Genomic DNA, 20,193 nt, shown 5'->3' with positions numbered 1-20,193 from the left:
GCTCTATAGGTAGGCGGCGTGGGCCGCTTCAAGACTGCCCTGGGCACGCAGGATCAATTCGCAGAACTCGCGGGCGGCACCCTCACCGCCACGTGCGGTAGTGATGCCATGGGCATGTTCGCGAACAAAAGCCGCCGCATTGGCGACGGCCATGCCCAGGCCCACCCGGCGAATGACCGGCAGGTCAGGCAGATCGTCGCCCAGATAGGCAACCTGCTCATAGCTTAGGTTGAGTTGGCCAAGAAGCTCGTCCAGAACCACCAGTTTATCCTCGCGGCCCTGATACAGGTAAGGAATCCCCAGGTTTTGTGCGCGGCGTTCCACAACCGGTGTTTTTCGACCACTGATAATGGCTGTTTGCACACCGGCAGCCATCAACATTTTAATGCCCTGGCCGTCGAGGGTGTTGAAGGTCTTGAATTCGCTGCCATCTTCGAGAAAGTACAGGCGGCCATCGGTCAGTACGCCATCAACGTCGAAAATCGCCAATTTGATGTTTTTGCCGCGTTCTAACAGGTTGCTGGTCATTTACATCACTCCCGCACGCAGCAAGTCGTGCATGTTCAGGGCGCCAATCGGGCGGTCGTCGCTATTGACCACCACCAGCGCGCCAATCTTGTGGTCTTCCATGATCTTCAGCGCTTCGGCTGCAAGCATCTCGGGGCGTGCAGTCTTGCCGTGTGGCGTCATGACTGCATCAATGGTGGCGGTGTGGATATCGATCGTGCGGTCCAGGGTGCGGCGCAGGTCACCGTCGGTGAATACCCCGGCCAAACGCCCATCAGCCTCCAGGATCACGGTCATGCCCAGACCTTTGCGGGTCATTTCCATCAGCGCGTCCTTCAGCAAGGTGCCGCGCTGCACGTGAGGCAACTCGTCGCCTGAATGCATGACGTTTTCCACTTTAAGCAGCAGTCGACGACCCAACGCGCCGCCCGGGTGCGAAAACGCGAAGTCCTCAGCGGTAAAGCCGCGAGCTTCCAGCAGGGCCACGGCCAGGGCATCGCCCATGACCAACGCGGCTGTGGTGGAGGAGGTCGGCGCCAGGTTCAGCGGGCAGGCCTCGTGGGCCACGTGAACATTCAGGTTCACTTCGGCAGCCTTGGCCAGCGTTGACTCCGGATTGCCGGTGAGGCTGATCATTTTGATGCCCAGACGCTTGATCAGCGGCAGCAGGGTCACGATTTCGTTGGTGGTGCCGGAGTTAGACAGTGCCAGGATGATGTCATCCTTGGTGATCATGCCCATGTCGCCGTGGCTGGCTTCGGCCGGGTGCACAAAAAAAGCCGTGGTCCCGGTACTTGCCAGGGTGGCGGCGATTTTGTTGCCGACGTGGCCGGATTTGCCCATGCCGACCACGACAACGCGGCCCTTGCTGGCCAGAATCATCTCGCATGCACGTACGAAATCTGCGTCGATATGGGCCAGTAAACCTTCTACGGCTTCAAGCTCGAGGCGGATGGTGCGTTGTGCGGATTGAATAAGCTCGCTGGATTGGCTCATGTCTTAAATCGTATAGCCTGACGAAAAGGCGGCGATTATAGCGGTAATGATCAATTCCCTCACGTTAGTTCGTCAGGCTGTATTCGGCAGGTGCCTGAGTTTCATGCTCGGCAGCGTTTTTTCCCTGTCCCGAATCTGAACGAGCGCTGTTCCGGCCTTGGGGGCTCTGTACCAGCAGTGATATAGTTCGCCGCCAGTTCGGTCCGCCCAGCCAATTTGCCTAATTATTTATTGCGCATTCGTTGTAAACGAAAGTCGCAAGCATGGTGTCTGAGTGAAAGGCTGCATCCCAAGGAGATTAGATGAGTGCCGATAACGCCTACGCGGTCGAGCTGAAGGGCCTTACCTTCAAGCGCGGGACGCGCAGCATCTTCAATAACGTCGATATTCGCATTCCCCGCGGCAAGGTCACAGGCATCATGGGGCCTTCCGGTTGCGGCAAGACCACACTGTTGCGCCTGATGGGCATGCAATTGCGTCCCAGCGCCGGCGAAGTGTGGGTCAACGGCCAGAACCTGCCGACATTGTCGCGCAGTGATCTGTTCGATGCGCGCAAGCACATGGGGGTGCTGTTCCAGAGCGGCGCACTGTTCACCGACCTCGACGTGTTCGAAAACGTGGCGTTTCCGCTGCGGGTCCACACTCAGCTGTCCGATGAGATGATTCGTGACATCGTGTTGCTGAAACTGCAGGCCGTTGGCCTTCGCGGTGCCATCGACCTAATGCCTGACGAGTTGTCCGGTGGCATGAAGCGCCGTGTCGCGCTGGCGCGAGCCATCGCCCTCGATCCGCAGATCCTTATGTATGACGAGCCTTTCGTGGGCCAGGACCCGATCGCCATGGGCGTGCTGGTGCGCCTGATTCGCCTGCTCAACGATGCGTTGGGGATCACCAGTATCGTGGTGTCGCACGACTTGGCCGAAACCGCGAGCATTGCCGACTACCTTTATGTAGTCGGCGATGGTCAGGTGCTGGGGCAGGGCACGCCTGAAGAACTGATGAACGCTGACAACCCGCGCATTCGCCAATTCATGACTGGCGATCCCGATGGCCCGGTGCCTTTTCATTTTCCGGCAGCGGACTACCGCTCAGATCTTCTGGGGAAGCGCTGATGCGCAAGACATCTTTAATCGAGAAGGTTCGCCTTTTCGGTCGCTCCGGTATCGACTTGGTCGAGGTACTGGGGCGTTCGACGATTTTCCTGTTTCATGCGTTGCTCGGTCGCGGCGGCATTGGTGGCGGCTTTGGCCTGCTGCTAAAGCAACTGCACTCAGTAGGCGTGATGTCCCTGGTGATCATCGTGGTTTCCGGGATTTTCATCGGCATGGTGCTGGCACTGCAGGGGTTCAATATCCTCTCCAGCTACGGTTCAGAGCAGGCTGTGGGGCAGATGGTCGCCCTGACGCTGTTGCGCGAACTGGGCCCGGTGGTCACCGCCTTGCTGTTTGCCGGTCGCGCGGGTTCCGCGTTGACTGCCGAAATCGGCAACATGAAGTCCACCGAGCAGTTGTCCAGCCTGGAAATGATCGGCGTGGACCCGCTCAAGTACATTGTTGCCCCGCGCCTGTGGGCCGGCTTCATTTCCCTGCCACTGCTGGCGATGATTTTCAGCGTGGTGGGCATCTGGGGCGGTTCATGGGTGGCGGTTGACTGGTTGGGCGTCTATGACGGCTCTTACTGGGGCAACATGCAAAACAGCGTGACCTTCAGCGGCGACGTGCTCAACGGCATCATAAAGAGCATCGTCTTCGCCTTTGTAGTGACCTGGATCGCCGTATTCCAAGGCTATGACTGTGAGCCCACTTCAGAAGGGATCAGTCGCGCCACCACCAAGACCGTTGTGTACGCCTCGCTGGCGGTACTGGGCCTTGACTTCATTTTGACCGCCTTGATGTTTGGAGATTTCTGATGCAAAACCGCACTGTGGAAATCGGTGTCGGCCTTTTCTTGCTGGCTGGCATCCTGGCTTTATTGTTACTGGCCCTGCGAGTCAGCGGTCTTTCGGCCAGCCCCACCGCCGACACTTATAAACTTTACGCGTACTTCGATAATATTGCCGGTTTGACTGTCAGAGCTAAAGTGACCATGGCCGGTGTAACCATCGGCAAGGTCACGGCAATCGATCTGGATCGCGACAGCTTCACCGGCCGAGTGACCATGCAAGTCGACAAGAAGGTAGATAATCTGCCGACTGACTCGACTGCATCTATTCTCACTGCGGGTCTGCTGGGCGAGAAGTACATCGGTGTCAGCGTGGGCGGGGAAACAGCCCTGCTCAAGGATGGTTCGACAATCCACGACACACAGTCGTCGTTGGTGCTTGAAGACCTGATCGGTAAATTCCTGCTCAATACGGTCAATAAAGACGCCAAATGAGGAATCTGTTCATGATCTCTACCTTGCGACGTGGCCTGCTGGTGCTGCTTGCAGCACTGCCGCTGATGGCCAACGCGGCGGGTTCTGCGCACGATCTGGTGCAGGACACGACCAACAAGATGTTGGCTGACCTGACTGCCAACAAAGAGCAGTACAAGCAAGACCCGACCAAGTTTTACGATGCGCTGAATACCATTGTTGGTCCGGTGGTCGATGCCGAAGGCATTTCCCGCAGCATCATGACGGTCAAGTATTCGCGCAAGGCTACCCCTGCGCAAATGCAGACATTCCAGGAAAACTTCAAGAAGGGCCTGTTCCAGTTTTATGGCAACGCCCTGCTGGAGTACAACAATCAAGGCATTACCGTCGCCCCAGCCGGGGATGAGTCGGGTGATCGCACCAGCGTTAACATGAGCGTCAAAGGCAACAACGGCGCCATCTACCCTGTGCAGTACACGCTGGAGAAGGTCAACGGCGAGTGGAAGCTGCGTAACGTGATCATCAACGGTATCAACATCGGCAAGCTGTTCCGCGATCAGTTCGCCGACGCCATGCAGCGCAATGGCAACAACCTGGACAAGACCATCAATGGTTGGGCCGGTGAAGTCGCCAAGGCCAAAGAAGAAACTGACAAACAAGCTGCCGGGAAGCCTGCGCAATGACCGAGTCGGCTGTTCGTCTTGGCGACGCCGGCGAGTTGTTCCTCAGTGGCGTGCTGGATTACCGCTCCGGGCCTGACCTGCGCAAGCAGGGTCAGGCGCTGATCAAGTCCAGTGCGGCGCCTGCGCTGGTGCTTGATTGCTCGGCGGTGACCAAGTCCAGCAGCGTCGGCCTGTCGTTGTTGCTGTGCTTCATTCGTGATGCCGAAGCGGCCAGGAAGCCGGTCAGCATTCGTGCCTTGCCCGACGACATGCGTGAAATTGCGCAGGTTTCCGGTCTGACCGAGCTGTTGGCGCATCCTTAATACACATTATTAAAGAAGCCCCCCGTCAGAGTCCTGCTATGCGGGGTTCGCAGGCGCGGGGCTTTTTTGTATGATGTGCGACCCGTGCGCACTGGGCGCCGATAGAGGTTGAGCATGCAGGCCCTAGAAGTTAAAAGCTTCCTTGAAGGAAAGCTGCCGGAAACGAACGTAGAAGTTGAAGGCGAAGGCTGCAATTTCCAGCTGAACGTGATTAGCGATGAACTGGCGGCACTGAGCCCGGTCAAGCGTCAACAGCAGATCTATGCCCATTTAAACCCGTGGATCACCGATGGCAGCATTCACGCGGTCACTATGAAATTTTTCAGCCGCGCGGCCTGGGCCGAGCGCACCTGAGCCCCCAAGGCGTCGAGATTCTTATGGATAAATTGATTATTACCGGCGGTGCCCGCCTTGACGGCGAGATCCGCATTTCCGGTGCGAAAAACTCCGCCTTGCCGATTTTGGCAGCAACCCTGCTGTGCGACGGCCCGGTGACTGTGGCCAACCTGCCGCACCTGCACGACATCACCACCATGATCGAGCTGTTCGGTCGCATGGGCATTGAGCCTGTGATTGACGAGAAACTCAGCGTCGAAATCGACCCGCGCACCATCAAAACCCTGATCGCTCCGTACGAATTGGTGAAAACCATGCGTGCGTCGATCCTGGTACTGGGCCCGATGGTTGCGCGCTTCGGTGAAGCTGAAGTGGCACTGCCTGGCGGTTGCGCCATCGGTTCGCGTCCGGTCGACCTGCACATTCGTGGCCTTGAGGCCATGGGTGCAACCATCGACGTTGAAGGCGGCTACATCAAGGCCAAGGCGCCGGAAGGCGGCCTGCGCGGTGCCAACTTCTTCTTTGATACCGTCAGTGTGACCGGTACCGAGAACATCATGATGGCGGCAGCCCTGGCCAACGGCCGCAGCGTGCTGCAAAACGCCGCGCGCGAGCCGGAAGTGGTCGACCTGGCCAACTTCCTGATCGCCATGGGTGCCAACATCACTGGCGCCGGCACCGACACCATCACCATCGACGGTGTTAAACGCCTGCATCCGGCCACCTACAAAGTGATGCCTGATCGCATCGAGACCGGTACCTACCTGGTTGCCGCTGCCGTTACCGGTGGTCGCGTCAAGGTCAAGGACACTGATCCGACCATCCTGGAAGCGGTCCTGGAAAAGCTGCGTGAGGCCGGTGCAGAAATCACCACCGGCGAAGACTGGATCGAGCTGAACATGCACGGCAAGCGGCCCAAAGCGGTCAACGTGCGTACCGCTCCGTACCCGGCGTTCCCGACCGACATGCAGGCGCAGTTCATTTCCTTGAACGCGATTGCCGAAGGCACCGGTGCCGTGATCGAGACCATCTTCGAAAACCGCTTCATGCACGTGTATGAACTGCATCGCATGGGCGCCAAGATCCAGGTCGAAGGCAACACCGCCATCGTCACTGGCATCGAGAAGCTCAAGGGTGCGCCAGTCATGGCGACCGACCTGCGTGCTTCCGCCAGCCTGGTGATCTCGGCGTTGTGCGCTGACGGCGACACCCTCATCGACCGCATCTACCACATAGACCGTGGTTACGAGTGCATCGAAGAAAAACTGCAGATGCTCGGCGCCAAGATCCGCCGCGTACCGGGCTAGTTCCCGCTGCACGGGCGCAGGGAAGCGCCCGCCCGGGGTGTGTACGCGCATTAACGCTTGCGCACCCCGGCCGAATTTGTTTCAAATCGAGGCTGTAATGGCCTCGATCTGTGTCTGGCGCCGTTTGCGACCGGACAGCAATAGCCTGATGAAGGACTGACGTTTCCCATGTTGACCATCGCACTGTCCAAGGGCCGCATCCTTGACGACACTTTGCCGCTTCTGGCTGAAGCGGGCATCGTGCCGACCGAGAATCCGGACAAGAGCCGCAAGCTGATCATCCCCACGACCCAGGACGACGTTCGTCTGCTGATCGTGCGGGCTACCGACGTGCCGACCTACGTTGAACATGGCGCGGCCGACCTCGGCGTCGCCGGCAAAGACGTGCTGATGGAATACGGCGGCCAGGGCCTTTACGAGCCGCTGGACCTGCGTATTGCCCTGTGCAAGCTGATGACCGCCGGCCGTGTCGGTGACGTCGAGCCCAAAGGCCGCCTGCGCGTGGCGACCAAGTTCGTCAACGTCGCCAAGCGCTACTACGCAGAACAAGGCCGTCAGGTCGACATCATCAAGCTCTACGGCTCGATGGAGCTGGCGCCGCTGATCGGCCTGGCCGACAAGATTATCGACGTGGTCGACACCGGCAACACGCTGCGTGCCAACGGTCTTGAGCCTCAGGATTTCATTGCCGACATCAGCTCTCGCCTGATCGTCAACAAAGCTTCGATGAAAATGCAACACGCCCGTATCCAGGCGTTGATCGACACCCTGCGCAAGGCAGTGGAGTCTCGACACCGCGGTTGACTCACCTGCGCGGCCTTGGGTCGCGCCCGTCTATCCGCCTCATAGCCAGAATTCTCAGGTGCCCAAGCGGATCGACTGCTGGGAAGGTGCGCTGACGTTCAATAACGAATCGCGCCTTACCCCAAAAGGCAACTTATGTTAGTAGAAGATTCTTTTTCAATAATTAGCGACGCGTAGCAGTCTGCCTTTTGAGGTAAGGCCCTGCGGGTTGGCACTGTGGTTGCGCCATGCTGCGTTGCGGGACTTGGTAAGGAAACAACCCTTACCAGCGTCCCGCGCCTTGCCTGGCACAACCACAGTAACAACGCGCTTCGTTATTGAACGTCAGCGCACCTTCGGGCGCCTGAGTTTTTGCCAATCCTATGAGGCCCTCGCTATGACCACGTCCACTGCAATTGCCCGACTCAACGCTGCCGACCCGGATTTCGCCCATCATCTGGATCATCTGCTGAGCTGGGAAAGCGTGTCCGACGACTCGGTCAACCTGCGAGTGCTCGACATTATCAAGGCCGTGCGCGAGCGCGGTGATGCGGCGCTGGTGGACTTCACTCGCCAGTTCGACGGCCTCGACGTCGCGTCGATGTCGGACCTGATCCTGCCCCGCGAACGCCTCGAGCTGGCCCTGACGCGTATCACTGTGCCTCAGCGCGAAGCATTGGAAGTCGCGGCGGCGCGGGTGCGCAGTTACCACGAAAAACAGAAGCAGGATTCCTGGAGCTACACCGAGGCCGATGGCACCGTGCTGGGCCAAAAGGTCACGCCTCTGGACCGCGCCGGCTTGTACGTGCCGGGCGGTAAAGCCTCGTACCCGTCGTCGGTACTGATGAACGCAATCCCGGCCAAAGTGGCGGGCGTGACCGAAGTGGTCATGGTCGTGCCGACCCCACGCGGTGAAATCAACGAGCTGGTACTGGCGGCAGCCTGCATCGCCGGCGTTGACCGCGTGTTCACCATCGGTGGTGCTCAAGCCGTTGCGGCGCTGGCCTACGGTACCGAAAGCGTGCCGAAGGTCGACAAAGTGGTCGGTCCCGGCAACATCTACGTGGCCACCGCCAAGCGCCACGTATTTGGCCAGGTCGGTATCGACATGATCGCAGGCCCCTCGGAAATCCTGGTGGTGTGTGACGGCCAGACCGACCCGGACTGGATCGCCATGGACCTGTTTTCTCAGGCCGAGCACGATGAAGACGCCCAGGCGATCCTGGTCAGCCCCGACGCCGAGTTCCTCGACAAGGTCGCCGCCAGCATCAACAAGCTGCTGCCGACCATGGAACGCGCCGAGATCATCGAGAAGTCGATCAATGGGCGTGGCGCGCTGATCCTGGTGCGTGACATGGAGCAGGCCATCGAAGTGGCCAACCGCATTGCGCCGGAGCACTTGGAGTTGTCCGTGGCTGACCCACAAGCCTGGCTGCCGTCGATTCGCCACGCCGGTGCGATCTTCATGGGGCGCCACACCAGCGAAGCCTTGGGCGACTACTGTGCAGGCCCGAACCACGTGCTGCCGACTTCCGGCACTGCGCGCTTCTCGTCGCCGCTGGGGGTCTATGACTTCCAGAAGCGCTCGTCGATCATCTTCTGCTCGCCACAAGGTGCATCCGAGCTGGGCAAGACCGCCTCGGTGCTGGCCCGTGGTGAATCCCTCAGCGCTCACGCCCGCAGCGCCGAATACCGCATCCTTGAAGAAGGGAACTAAGACATGAGCAAATTCTGGAGCCCTTTCGTCAAGGACCTCGTGCCTTATGTACCTGGCGAGCAGCCGAAGCTGACCAGGCTGGTCAAGCTCAATACCAATGAAAACCCGTACGGCCCGTCCCCCAAGGCGTTGGCAGCCATGCAGGCCGAGTTGAACGACAACTTGCGCCTGTACCCGGACCCCAACAGCGACCTGCTCAAGCAGGCGGTGGCCAAGTATTACGGGATTGACGCCGGCAAGGTGTTCCTCGGTAACGGTTCCGACGAAGTCCTGGCGCACATCTTCCACGGGCTGTTCCAGCACGACTTGCCGCTGCTGTTTCCGGACATCAGCTACAGCTTTTATCCGGTTTACTGCGGCCTTTATGGCATCAAGTCTGACCCGGTGCCGTTGGACGAGCAGTTCCAGATTCGCGTGGCCGACTATGCCAAACCCAATGGCGGGATCATCTTCCCCAACCCGAACGCGCCGACTGGCTGCGTGCTGGCACTGGATGCGGTGGAACAGATCCTCAAGGCCAGCCCGGATTCGGTGGTGGTGGTCGATGAGGCCTATATCGACTTCGGCGGCGAAACGGCCATCAGCCTGGTGGATCGCTATCCGAACCTGCTGGTGACCCAGACCCTGTCCAAATCGCGCTCACTGGCCGGTTTGCGCGTGGGCCTGGCGGTGGGCCACCCGGACCTGATCGAGGCGCTGGAGCGGGTCAAGAACAGCTTCAACTCCTATCCGTTGGATCGGCTGGCGATTGTTGGTGCGGCGGCGGCATTCGAGGACCGTGAATACTTCGAGAAGACCTGCCAGCAGGTGATCGAGAGCCGTAACCAGGTGGTCGCGCAACTGCAAGCTAAAGGCTTTGAAGTGTTGCCGTCGGCGGCCAATTTCATCTTTGCTCGCCACCCACGGCACGACGCCGCTGGTTTGGCCGCGAAGTTGCGTGAGCAGGGCGTAATTGTGCGGCACTTCAAGCAGGAGCGGATTGCCCAGTTCCTGCGGATCAGCATCGGTACGCCGGAGCAGAACCAGGCGCTGATTGATGGCCTTGGCGAGCTTTAACATCCGCTGAAAGCAAATGTGGGAGGGGGCTTGCTCCCGATGGCGGACTGTCAGTCGACATCTAATTGACTGATTTACCGTCATCGGGAGCAAACCCCCTCCCACATTGTTTTTGCGGTGTTGGTTACAGCAACGGCTCATCCGGCTTCTTGTTCTTCCAGCCATCATTGCCCGGCAGCAGCAGGTTCAGTGCAATGGCTACCACCGCACACAGGGCAATGCCCTTGAGGCCGAAATCATCCGGGCCGGTGCCGGTGCCGACCAGCACACCGCCAATCCCGAACACCAGGGTCACCGACACAATCACCAGATTGCGCGCTTCCCCAAGGTCGATCTTGTGGCGGATCAGCGTGTTCATGCCTACCGCGGCAATCGAGCCGAACAGCAGGCACAGAATCCCGCCCATTACCGGTATTGGAATGCTCTGCAGCAGTGCGCCGAACTTGCCGATAAATGCCAGGCTGATGGCAAACACCGCCGCCCAGGTCATGATTTTCGGGTTGTAGTTCTTGGTCAGCATCACTGCGCCGGTCACTTCGGCGTACGTGGTGTTCGGCGGGCCGCCAAACAGCCCGGCAGCTGTGGTGGCAATGCCGTCACCGAGCAGGGTGCGATGCAGGCCGGGCTTCTTCAGGTAGTCGCGACCGGTCACGCTGCCCACTGCAATCACACCACCGATATGTTCGATCGCCGGGGCCAGGGCCACCGGGACGATAAACAGGATCGCCTGCCAGTTGAACTCCGGCGCGGTGAAGTGGGGCAGGGCGAACCACGGCGCAGCAGCGATTTTCGCCGTGTCGACCACACCAAAGTAGAAGGCCATGGCAAAACCTACCAGCACACCGGAGATGATCGGCACCAGGCGGAAAATGCCTTTGCCGAATACCGCCACGATCAAGGTGGTGAGCAGCGCCGGCATCGAAATCAGCATCGCTGTCTGGTAATGGATCAGCTCACTGCCATCACCGGCTTTACCCATCGCCATATTGGCGGCAATCGGCGCCATGGCCAGGCCGATGGAAATAATCACCGGGCCGATCACCACGGGCGGTAGCAGGCGGTCGATAAAACCGGTGCCTTTGACCTTCACGGCCAGCCCCAGGAACGTATAAACGAAACCAGCCGCCATCACGCCGCCCATGGTCGCCGCGAGGCCGAACTGGCCTTTGGCGAGAATGATCGGGGTGATGAACGCGAAGCTCGACGCCAGGAAGACGGGTACCTGCCGCCCTGTGACTACCTGAAACAGCAAGGTGCCAAGGCCGGCGGTAAACAGTGCAACGTTTGGATCAAGACCTGTGATCAGCGGCATCAACACCAGCGCGCCAAATGCTACGAAGAGCATTTGTGCGCCAGACAGGATCTGGCGCCAAAGCGGGTCGTTGAATTCATCCTGCATGCTCAAGCATCCTTCTGCTTGGTGCCGAAGATCTTGTCACCGGCATCGCCCAGGCCTGGGATGATGTAGCCGTGTTCGTTCAGGCGCTCATCAATGGACGCGGTATAAATCTGCACGTCCGGGTGGGCCTTCTCGACGGCGGCGATGCCTTCGGGGGCGGCGACCAGCACCATGGCGCGGATGTCCTTGCAACCGGCTTTTTTCAGCAAGTCGATGGTGGCAACCATGGAACTGCCGGTGGCGAGCATCGGGTCGATGATCATCGCCAGGCGCTCGTTGATTTCCGGTACGAGTTTTTCCAGGTAGGTGTGGGCCTGCAAGGTTTCTTCATTACGCGCCACGCCGACGGCGCTGACTTTGGCGCCCGGGATCAGGCTGAGTACGCCTTCGAGCATGCCGATACCGGCGCGCAGGATCGGCACCACGGTGATTTTCTTACCAGCGATTTTCTCGACCTGGACGGGACCGGCCCAACCGGGGATCTCGTAGGTTTCCAGAGGCAAATCTTTGGTAGCTTCGTAAGTGAGCAGCGCTCCGACTTCCTGAGCAAGCTCACGGAAGTTCTTCGTGCTAATGTCGGCGCGGCGCATAAGGCCGAGTTTGTGTCGGATCAGCGGGTGGCGGATCTCGCGAGTGGGCATGGGAAAGGCTCCGGCGGCGGGCAAAAAAACCGGCCTAGATTAATCTATCCGAGGGTGTTGTCCTATAGACATCTAGTACGTTAGTCCATTAAGGCTTGATCGTTGCGCCTCACATGCGTACCTTTGCCCGCTTTTCTTGCCACAGCACCCCCTTGGAGAGCGCCATGTCCGCTGATCTCGAGCATATCCGTCAAATCATGCGCGAGGCTGACTGCCTGTACACCGAAGCGCAAGTCGAAGAAGCGATCGCCAAGGTTGGCGCACACATCACCCGCGAAATGGCCGAGACCAACCCGGTGGTGTTCTGTGTGATGAACGGCGGCCTGATCTTCGCCGGCAAATTGCTCACCCACCTGCAATTCCCGCTGGAAGCTTCCTACCTGCACGCTACCCGTTATCGCAACGAAACCACCGGCGGCGACCTGTTCTGGAAAGCCAAGCCGGAAGTCTCGTTCATTGATCGCGACGTGCTGATCATCGACGACATCCTCGATGAAGGTCACACCCTTGGCGCAATCATCGACTTCTGCAAACACGCCGGCGCACGCAAAGTGCACACCGCCGTGCTGATCGACAAAGACCACGACCGTAAGGCCCGTCCGGACCTGAAAGCCGATTACGTCGGCCTGCCGTGCATCGACCGCTACATTTTCGGTTACGGCATGGACTACAAAGGCTACTGGCGTAACGCCAATGGGATCTTCGCCGTTAAAGGGATGTAATCCATGGTCCGCTTTCTTGATCAGACGCTGTTCACCGAATTGGCCGAGAAAGCGGCCGCCAGCCCCCGTGGTCGGCACCACCACAACTTCCATCAGATGGAAGAGCCGTGTCATCGCCTGGCCGTCGGCTTGCAACCTGAGACGTATGTGCCGCCTCATCGGCACTTGAGCGCGGACAAGGCGGAAACCCTGCTGGTGCTCAAGGGCAGCCTGGGCCTGTTGGTGTTCAGCGATACCGGCGAGGTGATCGCCAAGCGCGTGATGCAGGCGGGCGGCGAATGTGCGGGTGTCGACCTGCCACCGGGCGTCTTTCATGGCTTGGTGGTGCTGGAGCCCGATACGGTGATGTTCGAATGCAAGGCCGGGCCGTATCGAGCGCTGGGCGAGGGCGAAGCGGCTGACTGGGCACCGCGCGAAGGCGATGCCGGCGTCGCCGTGTATCAACGCTGGATGCTTGCCCAGTTCGATTGAGCTACAGTGCTCGGCCATCTCTCACGGAGCGGCCCATGAGCCTGTTGATACGCACCTGCGCCGCCCTGGCGTTGACCCTCAGCCTGCCCCTGGCGGCGGCGCCCGCGCCGATGCACAGCCAATTCCTGCCGCCGGATGACCTTACCCTGCGCGCCAACACCCCCGACCAGCAGCAACTGCTGCAAGTCACCGAGTACGCGGTGGTGGTGGGTAACCAGCGGCAATCCACGCAGCAGCCCATCCCGGTGACCTCGCCGTTGATGATTCGCCTCAAGGGCAAGTCCCTGAACAAAGGCGCGACCATCAGCCAGGTGGTGCTCAATTTTGACGCCGAAAGCAAGAGCCTGAAAAAGCCAGTGTTCGATAACACCAGCAAAACCCTGACGTTGTCATACCCGATGGCGCAGTACCGGGTGATTGTCGACTTGCTGCGCAATGACACGGTGTACGTGCAGTTCCTCAGTTATGCCAACGGGCATATCTGGGCGGACCTGCACACCGGCGCTGTTCGCGCTAAATGATTCAGCCGACACGCGTTCAGTCATGTGAATGCAATCAATGTGGGAGCTGGCTTGCCTGCGATAGCGGTGAGCCAGTTGGCCCAACTGTCACTGATGCAACACTATCGCAGGCAAGCCAGCTCCCACAGGTGTGCTTGGTTGTTTTCGAAGGGGGTGTCTGGCAGGTAGACTTCCTCTCCCGTGTAATGTCTGCAGGCTGGAGTCGGTAATGCGTAAAGATAAGAAACAGGTGATTGGTGACGAGATCGGCGACGACCAGATCAAGTTGTTCCTGGACTTCGAACCGGTCGATGCGACTTCACCGTCCCTGCACAAACTGATCAAGGCCTACCGTGGCCTGCGTATCGATGACTTTGCGCGGTTCCTGGGCTTTTTCAAGGAAGCAGGCCTGGACCTCGACGGCAAGGATGAGCATGGCCAGACCTTCGTTGACCTGATCAAGGATCAGCGTAACGCCGCCGAGTACATCGAGCTGATCGCAAACGCTCGCGGCTGATTATCCGAGACATAAAAAAACGCCCCGTTCTCATGCACAGAGCGGAGCGTTTTTTATTGCGTTAAAGCCTCAAGCGTAGCTTTCGGCCTCGTTGCTTTGCTCAACCAGTTCCAGGCTGATGTTGTTCTGCGTGTTGATCTTGCGATACAGCTCGGCATCCGTCTCCAGCACTTTTTCCCGGGCCGGGAAGATCTCGTGCAGCTTGGCCGCCCACTCACCGGCAGTCTTGGCCGGGAAGCAGCGCTCGATCAGTTCGAGCATGATCGACACCGTCACCGAAGCGCCCGGGGACGCGCCCAGCAGGGCTGCCAGCGAGCCGTCTTTAGCTGCGACCAGCTCGGTGCCGAATTGCAGCACGCCGCCTTTTTTCGGGTCTTTCTTGATGATCTGTACCCGTTGGCCGGCCACTTCCAGGCGCCAGTCTTCGGCTTTCGCCTCAGGGTAGAAGCGGCGCAAGGATTCCAGGCGTTGCTCCATGGACTGCATGACTTCGCTGACCAGGTACTTGGTCAGGTCCATGTTATCGCGGGCCACGGCCAGCATCGGGCCGATGTTGCCGGCGCGAACCGACAGTGGCAGGTCAAGGAACGAGCCGTGCTTGAGGAACTTGGTGGTGAAACCGGCGTAGGGTCCGAACAGCAGGGATTTCTTGCCATCGACCACGCGGGTGTCCAGGTGCGGCACGGACATTGGCGGCGAACCCACGGCGGCCTGGCTGTAGACCTTGGCCTGGTGGTGCTTGACCACTTCCGGGTTGTCGCAACGCAGCCACTGACCGCTGACCGGGAAACCACCGAAGCCTTTGCTTTCTTCGATGCCAGAGGCTTGCAGCAGCGGCAGGGCCGCGCCACCGGCGCCGAGGAACACGAACTTGGCGTCCACTTCACGGCTGTTGCCGCTGTTGACGTCCTTGATGCTGACGGTCCAGCCCGCGCCATTACGCTTGAGGCCGGTAACGCGCTTGCTGTACTTGACCTGGGCGTCGGCCGAGCTGCTCAGGTGGCTGAGCAACTGGTTGGTCAGGGCGCCGAAGTTGACGTCGGTGCCATTCATGACGCGGGTGGCAGCGATTTTTTCGTCGAGCGGGCGGCCCGGCATCATCAAAGGCATCCACTCGGCCATCTCATTGCGGTCTTCGGTGTAGTGCATGTCCGAGAACGCGTGGTGCTGGCTGAGGGTTTCAAAGCGCTTCTTGAGGAAGGAAACGCCTTTTTCACCCTGCACGAAGCTCAGGTGCGGCACTGGGCTGATAAAGGATTTGGACGAGCCAAAGGTGCCCTTTTTGGTCAGGTACGCCCAGAACTGCTTCGACACCTCAAACTGGGTGTTGATGTGCACGGCTTTCTTGATATCGATCGAGCCGTCGGTTGCCTGTGGCGTGTAGTTCAGCTCGCACAGACCGGCGTGGCCGGTACCGGCGTTGTTCCACGGGTTGGAACTCTCCGCGGCACCCGAATCCATCAGCTCAACGACTTCCAGCTTGAGGCCGGGGTCGAGCTCTTTGAGCAATACGGCCAGGGTGGCACTCATGATGCCGGCCCCTACCAGTACTACGTCGACTGCTTCGTTATGCGCCATTTAACGCGTCTCCAAAATCTGCAGCACCAAATTGACGGCATGGCTGCCAGGAGTGACGGGGCGGTTCACGTGTTGCCCCAGGTTACCCATGGCCAGGATCGCCATGTCCGATTCGCAATTCTTTGCATCTTCAGCACACGCTTCCTGCCGGGCTAATCTGCCTATGAACGCATTCATGGGCGCCTGTGGCAATTCGACTTATGGTCAAAGCGTGCGATTTGTGCAACCAATCCGTAGCGGACAGGCTCAAGCTCCGGTGTTTGAGGAGTGCTCGGTCCTGTGTGGTTGGGCTGTTCCAGACGCTGATGGTGCTTGTACAAACGCCAAACTATTCATTTGCTCGCCACACTCTTGTGAAGTTGTGAAAACCCGTTTTTTCACGCTCTTTTGAAGACGTGAACCTCAAAAAAGGGCTGCCCCAGCCTGGCACCTGGCCCGCAAACCTCTGCCGACACGCGGCAAAACGGGCAAACAACTCAAGTGGCCGAGCGCAATGGCAGCTCTGGCAGATTCGGCAAAGAGGGGTGGTTTGCAAAGAAAACAGCAAGCGCGCCAGCTTCACTCGATCTGTGTGGGCGGCTCTCTGTGGGCGATTTGGGGGTTAATACCGAGGCATTAACGATGCTGCGAGGCCCGATCAGGAGACGTCCTTATAATCGGGGGGAGATTGTAGCGAAGAACGCCAAGGAAATGGGCGTGTTTTATGACTTTTATTAGTGTCTCGGTCAGGAGGCCAACGCATGCTGGGGTTGCGCGTGCGTAACGTGTGGGCTGACCCGGGCACTTGTCGGTAGCGGGCGATGCATCCAGCCCAGATGCGTCTCCGACACTTCCACCCAACCTTCGCCAACAGGCGGCAGGCTGCACTGCTTGAACGCCAGGCAATGCCCGTGGGCATCGAGCAGGGCATAGTGGCGATGACGGGGGTGTGACATGAACAATGACTTGAGAAGGCGCATGGCTTTGTACCTGTTACGTTACATGCTCGAAGGTTGCCAGTGTGCCATGACAGTGGAGTGACGAATTTATGTGAAATTGTAATTTGGGCAAGCCTTCAGCTGCCGTTCAGGATGGCTGGTGGGTGACCTGCGTGCACCGTTATACTGGCGGTCTGTTTGCACCTAGTCCTGGAGAAATGAGTATGTTGCAACGCCTGCTGTTCGGTTTGATCACTGTGACCAGTTTGACCCTGGTTGGCTGCGCCAACAGCCCGCAACAACTCAGCCCGCAACCTAAAGTCACTGCGCAGCTGGCCCCTGTAGGCCATGGCCAACCGGTGTCGGTGCGTGTAGTGGATGGTCGTCCGTCGCCTACCCTGGGCTCCCGTGGCGGCCTGTACCCTGAGACTGCACTTATTTCGGTAACCGGCCAGGACGTGCTGCCCAAGCTGCAAGCCCAGGCCGAAGCCGCCGTGCGCCTGCTGGGTTTCACCCCGGCCAACTCGCCGGGCGCTCCTCAACTGACCATTACCTTGGCAGAGCTGAAATACCAGTCGCCTAAAGAAGGCCTTTATGTGACGGAAGCCTCCATCGGCGCGACGTTCAAATCTGATGTCAGTGCCGGTACGCGTCGCTACAGTGGCCGCTACGGCGCTTCCCTGAATCAGCGCTTCGGTATGTCGCCGAACCAGGAAACCAACACCAAGCTGGTCAGCGACGTATTGAGCGACGCGCTGACGCGTTTGTTTAAAGACCCAAGCATCGGCCAATTGCTCAGCGCGCAGTAACCGCCGACAAGCGCCTCACAAAAAACCGGGCTCAGCGATGAGCCCGGTTTTTTTACGTCTGTCGCTTTTATGCAGCCGTTTCGACATAAAAGTCCAACACACTTACGCCAGTCAGCAGATCCAGTTCCGGCAGGTCGGCGTGCTGGTGCCCGCCGAGGGCGCAATACACCAGCCAGTGGCGATCCTGGACGTTGAATGCCAAGCCGCCGACCAGGGCTTCTTGCTCTTCGTTTGGGGCGATCAGGTATAGCCGATCCTGGTTTTGCGCATGCAGCATGACAAGCTCCTAAGCGTCGAAGGGCAACAGAGTGGCTTGTTAAGGTGACGTTCAGGTGACGCTGTAAATTACTGGATACATTACTGGTACATGGGGACGGAGCATTACTCGGGCAGGAGGCCACTATCGTTCAGGTTTGTATCTGAATAGATACCAAGATACTGGTCGACCGAGGTTTGCGATGGCGCTGCCCGCACTACTGATCAATGCTGTGGCTTTATTGGTGGCCTGCCCGGGTGCAGCGCTGCTGTTCATTACCCGCTTGCGTGAGCAGCGCGCCCTGGCCGACCTGACCGCGAAAAGCGAAGACCGCGCGATCGACCTGCCGATGTTGTTTCTGGATGTGCGCACCGAACGGGCGCATCGTCTGGCCTACCGTGTCGGGTTCGCCTGCCTAGGGCTGGCGCTGGCCGTATCCTGGCTCAGCACCCACCTCTAAGAACACCGCACAACCAAATGTGGGAGCGGGCTTGCCCGCGAAAGCGGCGTGTCAGTCGATACATCGTTGACTGAATCAGCGCATTCGCAAGCAAACCGGCTCCCACATTCTTGATTCGGTGTTTACAGGGGAATACCGGCCTTTACCCGATACTGATTGCGCACCGGCGTTGCATATTGCACCACCAGAAACGGCCGGTGTTCAGCCGGGCATTCATTCAAGCGTCGCTCCCACTCCGCTTTCGCCTTCGCCAATTCATCGGCCGGGAATACCTCGGCCGCGGTTGGCACCTGCAATTGCGGGTCGGCATCGCTCCACTGTGCGTACGCCAGGTAATGCACCGGGAACAAGCGATAACCCCCAAGAATCTGCCGGTCCATCTCCACGGCCAGCAGCTTGGTGTCTTCAAAGCGTTCGGTGATAGGCGGTGCAAAGTTCACGTGCACGCGGCCCTTGTAGCCGGTGATACCGAGGGCAATGCTTACGTCGTCTTCGCCCGGCGCCTTGCTGTAGGTGCCGGTGGTGGCGCGGATATACAGCTCGCGCGCCTTCGCGCTGTCACACGGGTCGTATTCATAGCTGATGGACACCGGCGTCAGGTTCAACGACTGGATCACCTCGGCAAACGGCTCGTCTTTGCGGCTGACGTGGAACATCTTGAGGATCGCCGACTCGGTGCGATCATCCCCATCCTTGGCACGGCCTTCGGCCTGGGCGATCCAGATCGACTGGCAGTCGTTGCGGATCGAATGGTTGATGTAGGCCGACAGCAGTTGGTAGGCCGCCATCTTTTCCTTTCGCCCGGTGATCGAGCGGTGCACGATAAAACTCTTGTTCAGGCGCATCAGGTCGCTGACAAACGGCTTTTGCAGCAGGTTGTCGCCGATGGCGATGCGTGGCGTTGGCAGGCCGGCGTGGTACACGGCATAGTTGACGAAGGCCGGGTCCATCACGATATCGCGGTGGTTGGCCAAAAACAGATAAGCGGTGCCCGACTTGAGTTGCTCGACGCCGGTGTAGGTTACGCCGTCGGTCGCACGATCAATGGTGTGATCGACGTAATACTCGACTTTGTCCTGCAGCGTGGCCACGGTGGTGACGCCGGCGAATTCACGGCGCAGCTTGCGGGCGATCATCGGCTTGAGCAGCCAGCCCAGGGCGCCGGCAAAGCGCGGGAAGCGGAAGTGGGTCAGGATGTCCAGAAAGGCCTTGTCACTGAACAGACGTGCCAGCACTGCCGGGACTTCGCTGTCGTTGTAAGGTCGGATGGTATCGAATTCGCCCATCATGCTCTCTTGTTAGAAACGGCTAGTGTTAGTAAAGGAAATATCAGGGTGCGGCCGCAATATTGGCTCTGCCGTGAATAGCCCTGTAAATAGACCGGCGATTATACGCACAAGTCACCTTGGAGACCGCGATGGAAGAGGAGTCGTACGAATGTCCTTATTGTGGAGAGGTGGTCACAGCGTTGCTGGACCTGTCGGCGGGCGATCAGGAATATATAGAAGACTGCCCTGTGTGCTGCCGGCCGATTACGTTCGAGCTCCAGGTGCACGGTGACGAGTGGATGCTGAACGTGCGCAGCGAAAACGAATAACAGGTACGCCCATGCAGCGAATTTATGAGCCGGAAAACCTGATGGAAGGTGAGCTGCTGCAACAAATGCTCGCCAGCGAGGGCATCGAGGCGCACCTGGTGGGGCGCCATTTGCTCGGCGGTACCGGCGAACTGCCGATTTTCGGCCTGCTGGGGCTGGAAGTAGATAACGACCAGGCCGCCTACGCCCGCGAGCTGATTACCGCTTACATCGGTGCGCAGCCCTTGCCCGGCGATGAACCCGACAGCTTCCCCGACGTATTGGTCTGTTAGGCTGTCGGTCGG

Annotated in this window: 26 protein-coding genes; 18 read left to right on the top strand and 8 right to left on the bottom strand. The window is 59.1% G+C overall.

Annotated features, from left to right (window positions below; genetic code table 11):
* Positions 1-3 precede the first annotated feature (3 nt).
* Both ACLBW8_RS17670 and ACLBW8_RS17665 read right to left on the bottom strand, forming a co-directional pair.
* Positions 4-528, bottom strand: a complete 525-nt coding sequence (locus ACLBW8_RS17670) for a KdsC family phosphatase (RefSeq protein WP_064450724.1) — start codon at positions 526-528, stop codon at positions 4-6.
* The gene (locus ACLBW8_RS17665; RefSeq protein ID WP_053254425.1) at positions 529-1,503 is read right to left on the bottom strand and encodes a KpsF/GutQ family sugar-phosphate isomerase; all 975 of its coding nucleotides are present in this window, start codon (positions 1,501-1,503) and stop codon (positions 529-531) included.
* A 302-nt stretch (positions 1,504-1,805) separates the two neighbouring features.
* On the opposite strand from ACLBW8_RS17665, the gene ACLBW8_RS17660 reads away from it, so the two are divergent.
* The 10 genes from ACLBW8_RS17660 (at position 1,806) to hisC (ending at position 10,042) form a co-directional block, all read left to right on the top strand.
* Positions 1,806-2,615: an ATP-binding cassette domain-containing protein gene (locus tag ACLBW8_RS17660; protein ID WP_003171811.1), complete on the top strand. Its 810-nt coding sequence runs from the start codon at positions 1,806-1,808 to the stop codon at positions 2,613-2,615.
* On the top strand, positions 2,615-3,412 hold the full coding sequence (gene mlaE / locus ACLBW8_RS17655) for a lipid asymmetry maintenance ABC transporter permease subunit MlaE (RefSeq protein WP_053254427.1): 798 nt from the start codon (positions 2,615-2,617) through the stop codon (positions 3,410-3,412). Before ACLBW8_RS17660 ends, mlaE begins: the two co-directional genes overlap by 1 nt.
* Entirely contained in the window at positions 3,412-3,879 is a 468-nt protein-coding gene (gene mlaD, locus ACLBW8_RS17650; protein WP_005784855.1) for an outer membrane lipid asymmetry maintenance protein MlaD, read from the top strand. Before mlaE ends, mlaD begins: the two co-directional genes overlap by 1 nt.
* A gap of 11 nt (positions 3,880-3,890) precedes the next feature.
* Positions 3,891-4,541 (top strand): MlaC/ttg2D family ABC transporter substrate-binding protein, encoded by a 651-nt coding sequence (locus tag ACLBW8_RS17645; protein WP_064450726.1) that lies wholly within the window; start codon positions 3,891-3,893, stop codon positions 4,539-4,541.
* Complete coding sequence (locus ACLBW8_RS17640; RefSeq protein ID WP_064450727.1) at positions 4,538-4,843, top strand: STAS domain-containing protein; 306 nt, start codon at positions 4,538-4,540, stop codon at positions 4,841-4,843. The genes ACLBW8_RS17645 and ACLBW8_RS17640 overlap by 4 nt, the downstream gene beginning before the upstream one ends.
* 114 nt (positions 4,844-4,957) lie before the next feature.
* Positions 4,958-5,197, top strand: coding sequence for a BolA family protein (locus ACLBW8_RS17635; protein WP_008434291.1), 240 nt, complete (start codon positions 4,958-4,960; stop codon positions 5,195-5,197).
* A 23-nt stretch (positions 5,198-5,220) separates the two neighbouring features.
* The gene (gene murA, locus ACLBW8_RS17630; protein WP_053254430.1) at positions 5,221-6,486 is read left to right on the top strand and encodes a UDP-N-acetylglucosamine 1-carboxyvinyltransferase; all 1,266 of its coding nucleotides are present in this window, start codon (positions 5,221-5,223) and stop codon (positions 6,484-6,486) included.
* Positions 6,487-6,654: 168 nt separating this feature from the next.
* Positions 6,655-7,290 carry an ATP phosphoribosyltransferase gene (hisG, locus tag ACLBW8_RS17625; RefSeq protein WP_003188599.1) on the top strand — a complete coding sequence of 212 codons (636 nt, stop codon included), beginning with the start codon at positions 6,655-6,657 and terminating at the stop codon, positions 7,288-7,290.
* Between the two features lie 376 nt (positions 7,291-7,666).
* Complete coding sequence (hisD, locus tag ACLBW8_RS17620) at positions 7,667-8,986, top strand: histidinol dehydrogenase (protein ID WP_447805954.1); 1,320 nt, start codon at positions 7,667-7,669, stop codon at positions 8,984-8,986.
* A 3-nt stretch (positions 8,987-8,989) separates the two neighbouring features.
* Positions 8,990-10,042, top strand: coding sequence for a histidinol-phosphate transaminase (gene hisC, locus ACLBW8_RS17615; protein ID WP_447805953.1), 1,053 nt, complete (start codon positions 8,990-8,992; stop codon positions 10,040-10,042).
* Between the two features lie 124 nt (positions 10,043-10,166).
* Here the strand turns inward: hisC and ACLBW8_RS17610 are convergent, their stop codons facing one another.
* Positions 10,167-11,441 carry a uracil-xanthine permease family protein gene (locus tag ACLBW8_RS17610; protein WP_064450730.1) on the bottom strand — a complete coding sequence of 425 codons (1,275 nt, stop codon included), beginning with the start codon at positions 11,439-11,441 and terminating at the stop codon, positions 10,167-10,169.
* Between the two features lie 2 nt (positions 11,442-11,443).
* Positions 11,444-12,082 (bottom strand): uracil phosphoribosyltransferase, encoded by a 639-nt coding sequence (gene upp, locus ACLBW8_RS17605; protein ID WP_017138223.1) that lies wholly within the window; start codon positions 12,080-12,082, stop codon positions 11,444-11,446.
* Between the two features lie 164 nt (positions 12,083-12,246).
* Between upp and ACLBW8_RS17600 the strand changes: the two genes are divergently transcribed.
* From ACLBW8_RS17600 to ACLBW8_RS17585, 4 genes are all read left to right on the top strand, one after another.
* Positions 12,247-12,804 carry a hypoxanthine-guanine phosphoribosyltransferase gene (locus ACLBW8_RS17600; protein ID WP_053254434.1) on the top strand — a complete coding sequence of 186 codons (558 nt, stop codon included), beginning with the start codon at positions 12,247-12,249 and terminating at the stop codon, positions 12,802-12,804.
* Positions 12,805-12,807: 3 nt separating this feature from the next.
* The gene (locus tag ACLBW8_RS17595) at positions 12,808-13,275 is read left to right on the top strand and encodes a WbuC family cupin fold metalloprotein (protein ID WP_064450731.1); all 468 of its coding nucleotides are present in this window, start codon (positions 12,808-12,810) and stop codon (positions 13,273-13,275) included.
* A gap of 35 nt (positions 13,276-13,310) precedes the next feature.
* Positions 13,311-13,796, top strand: a complete 486-nt coding sequence (locus ACLBW8_RS17590) for a hypothetical protein (protein ID WP_064450732.1) — start codon at positions 13,311-13,313, stop codon at positions 13,794-13,796.
* Positions 13,797-14,004: 208 nt separating this feature from the next.
* Positions 14,005-14,292, top strand: a complete 288-nt coding sequence (locus tag ACLBW8_RS17585; RefSeq protein ID WP_447805952.1) for a PA4642 family protein — start codon at positions 14,005-14,007, stop codon at positions 14,290-14,292.
* 69 nt (positions 14,293-14,361) lie between these two features.
* Here the strand turns inward: ACLBW8_RS17585 and mqo are convergent, their stop codons facing one another.
* Both mqo and ACLBW8_RS17575 read right to left on the bottom strand, forming a co-directional pair.
* A complete protein-coding gene (gene mqo / locus ACLBW8_RS17580; protein WP_064450734.1) occupies positions 14,362-15,870 on the bottom strand; it encodes a malate dehydrogenase (quinone) in 1,509 nt (502 codons plus the stop codon).
* Positions 15,871-16,595: 725 nt separating this feature from the next.
* Entirely contained in the window at positions 16,596-16,829 is a 234-nt protein-coding gene (locus tag ACLBW8_RS17575) for a hypothetical protein (protein ID WP_447805951.1), read from the bottom strand.
* A gap of 182 nt (positions 16,830-17,011) precedes the next feature.
* On the opposite strand from ACLBW8_RS17575, the gene ACLBW8_RS17570 reads away from it, so the two are divergent.
* On the top strand, positions 17,012-17,596 hold the full coding sequence (locus ACLBW8_RS17570) for a YajG family lipoprotein (protein ID WP_064450736.1): 585 nt from the start codon (positions 17,012-17,014) through the stop codon (positions 17,594-17,596).
* Between the two features lie 67 nt (positions 17,597-17,663).
* On the opposite strand, the gene ACLBW8_RS17565 is transcribed toward ACLBW8_RS17570, so the two are convergent.
* Positions 17,664-17,873 (bottom strand): hypothetical protein, encoded by a 210-nt coding sequence (locus ACLBW8_RS17565; protein WP_053254441.1) that lies wholly within the window; start codon positions 17,871-17,873, stop codon positions 17,664-17,666.
* Positions 17,874-18,054: 181 nt separating this feature from the next.
* Here ACLBW8_RS17565 and ACLBW8_RS17560 point away from each other — a divergent pair, with 181 nt between their 5' ends.
* Positions 18,055-18,312 (top strand): hypothetical protein, encoded by a 258-nt coding sequence (locus tag ACLBW8_RS17560; protein ID WP_128588473.1) that lies wholly within the window; start codon positions 18,055-18,057, stop codon positions 18,310-18,312.
* A 122-nt stretch (positions 18,313-18,434) separates the two neighbouring features.
* Here the strand turns inward: ACLBW8_RS17560 and ACLBW8_RS17555 are convergent, their stop codons facing one another.
* Positions 18,435-19,598 carry a 1-acyl-sn-glycerol-3-phosphate acyltransferase gene (locus ACLBW8_RS17555; protein WP_208604450.1) on the bottom strand — a complete coding sequence of 388 codons (1,164 nt, stop codon included), beginning with the start codon at positions 19,596-19,598 and terminating at the stop codon, positions 18,435-18,437.
* 131 nt (positions 19,599-19,729) lie between these two features.
* Between ACLBW8_RS17555 and ACLBW8_RS17550 the strand changes: the two genes are divergently transcribed.
* A complete protein-coding gene (locus tag ACLBW8_RS17550; RefSeq protein ID WP_053254444.1) occupies positions 19,730-19,909 on the top strand; it encodes a CPXCG motif-containing cysteine-rich protein in 180 nt (59 codons plus the stop codon).
* A gap of 11 nt (positions 19,910-19,920) precedes the next feature.
* On the top strand, positions 19,921-20,181 hold the full coding sequence (locus tag ACLBW8_RS17545; RefSeq protein ID WP_064450739.1) for a putative signal transducing protein: 261 nt from the start codon (positions 19,921-19,923) through the stop codon (positions 20,179-20,181).
* The last annotated feature ends 12 nt before the right edge of the window (positions 20,182-20,193 follow it).

The sequence above is a fragment of the Pseudomonas sp. M5A4_2d genome, assembly GCF_053345295.1.
This window is presented reverse-complemented; position numbering and strand designations above follow the sequence as displayed.

Bases quoted from the DNA above. Each gene is read 5' to 3' on its own strand.
- ACLBW8_RS17670 (WP_064450724.1), bottom strand. From the start codon at position 528: ATGACCAGCAACCTGTTAGAACGCGGCAAAAACATCAAATTGGCGATT.
- ACLBW8_RS17640 (WP_064450727.1), top strand. From the start codon at position 4,538: ATGACCGAGTCGGCTGTTCGTCTTGGCGACGCCGGCGAGTTGTTCCTC.
- ACLBW8_RS17560 (WP_128588473.1), top strand. From the start codon at position 18,055: ATGGCGCTGCCCGCACTACTGATCAATGCTGTGGCTTTATTGGTGGCC.
- ACLBW8_RS17590 (WP_064450732.1), top strand. From the start codon at position 13,311: ATGAGCCTGTTGATACGCACCTGCGCCGCCCTGGCGTTGACCCTCAGC.
- ACLBW8_RS17555 (WP_208604450.1), bottom strand. From the start codon at position 19,598: ATGGGCGAATTCGATACCATCCGACCTTACAACGACAGCGAAGTCCCG.
- mlaD (WP_005784855.1), top strand. From the start codon at position 3,412: ATGCAAAACCGCACTGTGGAAATCGGTGTCGGCCTTTTCTTGCTGGCT.
- ACLBW8_RS17660 (WP_003171811.1), top strand. From the start codon at position 1,806: ATGAGTGCCGATAACGCCTACGCGGTCGAGCTGAAGGGCCTTACCTTC.
- mqo (WP_064450734.1), bottom strand. From the start codon at position 15,870: ATGGCGCATAACGAAGCAGTCGACGTAGTACTGGTAGGGGCCGGCATC.
- ACLBW8_RS17570 (WP_064450736.1), top strand. From the start codon at position 17,012: ATGTTGCAACGCCTGCTGTTCGGTTTGATCACTGTGACCAGTTTGACC.
- ACLBW8_RS17665 (WP_053254425.1), bottom strand. From the start codon at position 1,503: ATGAGCCAATCCAGCGAGCTTATTCAATCCGCACAACGCACCATCCGC.
- ACLBW8_RS17545 (WP_064450739.1), top strand. From the start codon at position 19,921: ATGCAGCGAATTTATGAGCCGGAAAACCTGATGGAAGGTGAGCTGCTG.
- ACLBW8_RS17645 (WP_064450726.1), top strand. From the start codon at position 3,891: ATGATCTCTACCTTGCGACGTGGCCTGCTGGTGCTGCTTGCAGCACTG.
- hisD (WP_447805954.1), top strand. From the start codon at position 7,667: ATGACCACGTCCACTGCAATTGCCCGACTCAACGCTGCCGACCCGGAT.
- murA (WP_053254430.1), top strand. From the start codon at position 5,221: ATGGATAAATTGATTATTACCGGCGGTGCCCGCCTTGACGGCGAGATC.
- ACLBW8_RS17585 (WP_447805952.1), top strand. From the start codon at position 14,005: ATGCGTAAAGATAAGAAACAGGTGATTGGTGACGAGATCGGCGACGAC.
- hisG (WP_003188599.1), top strand. From the start codon at position 6,655: ATGTTGACCATCGCACTGTCCAAGGGCCGCATCCTTGACGACACTTTG.
- ACLBW8_RS17595 (WP_064450731.1), top strand. From the start codon at position 12,808: ATGGTCCGCTTTCTTGATCAGACGCTGTTCACCGAATTGGCCGAGAAA.
- ACLBW8_RS17600 (WP_053254434.1), top strand. From the start codon at position 12,247: ATGTCCGCTGATCTCGAGCATATCCGTCAAATCATGCGCGAGGCTGAC.
- upp (WP_017138223.1), bottom strand. From the start codon at position 12,082: ATGCCCACTCGCGAGATCCGCCACCCGCTGATCCGACACAAACTCGGC.
- ACLBW8_RS17635 (WP_008434291.1), top strand. From the start codon at position 4,958: ATGCAGGCCCTAGAAGTTAAAAGCTTCCTTGAAGGAAAGCTGCCGGAA.
- hisC (WP_447805953.1), top strand. From the start codon at position 8,990: ATGAGCAAATTCTGGAGCCCTTTCGTCAAGGACCTCGTGCCTTATGTA.
- ACLBW8_RS17575 (WP_447805951.1), bottom strand. From the start codon at position 16,829: ATGCGCCTTCTCAAGTCATTGTTCATGTCACACCCCCGTCATCGCCAC.
- ACLBW8_RS17610 (WP_064450730.1), bottom strand. From the start codon at position 11,441: ATGCAGGATGAATTCAACGACCCGCTTTGGCGCCAGATCCTGTCTGGC.
- ACLBW8_RS17565 (WP_053254441.1), bottom strand. From the start codon at position 17,873: ATGCTGCATGCGCAAAACCAGGATCGGCTATACCTGATCGCCCCAAAC.
- ACLBW8_RS17550 (WP_053254444.1), top strand. From the start codon at position 19,730: ATGGAAGAGGAGTCGTACGAATGTCCTTATTGTGGAGAGGTGGTCACA.
- mlaE (WP_053254427.1), top strand. From the start codon at position 2,615: ATGCGCAAGACATCTTTAATCGAGAAGGTTCGCCTTTTCGGTCGCTCC.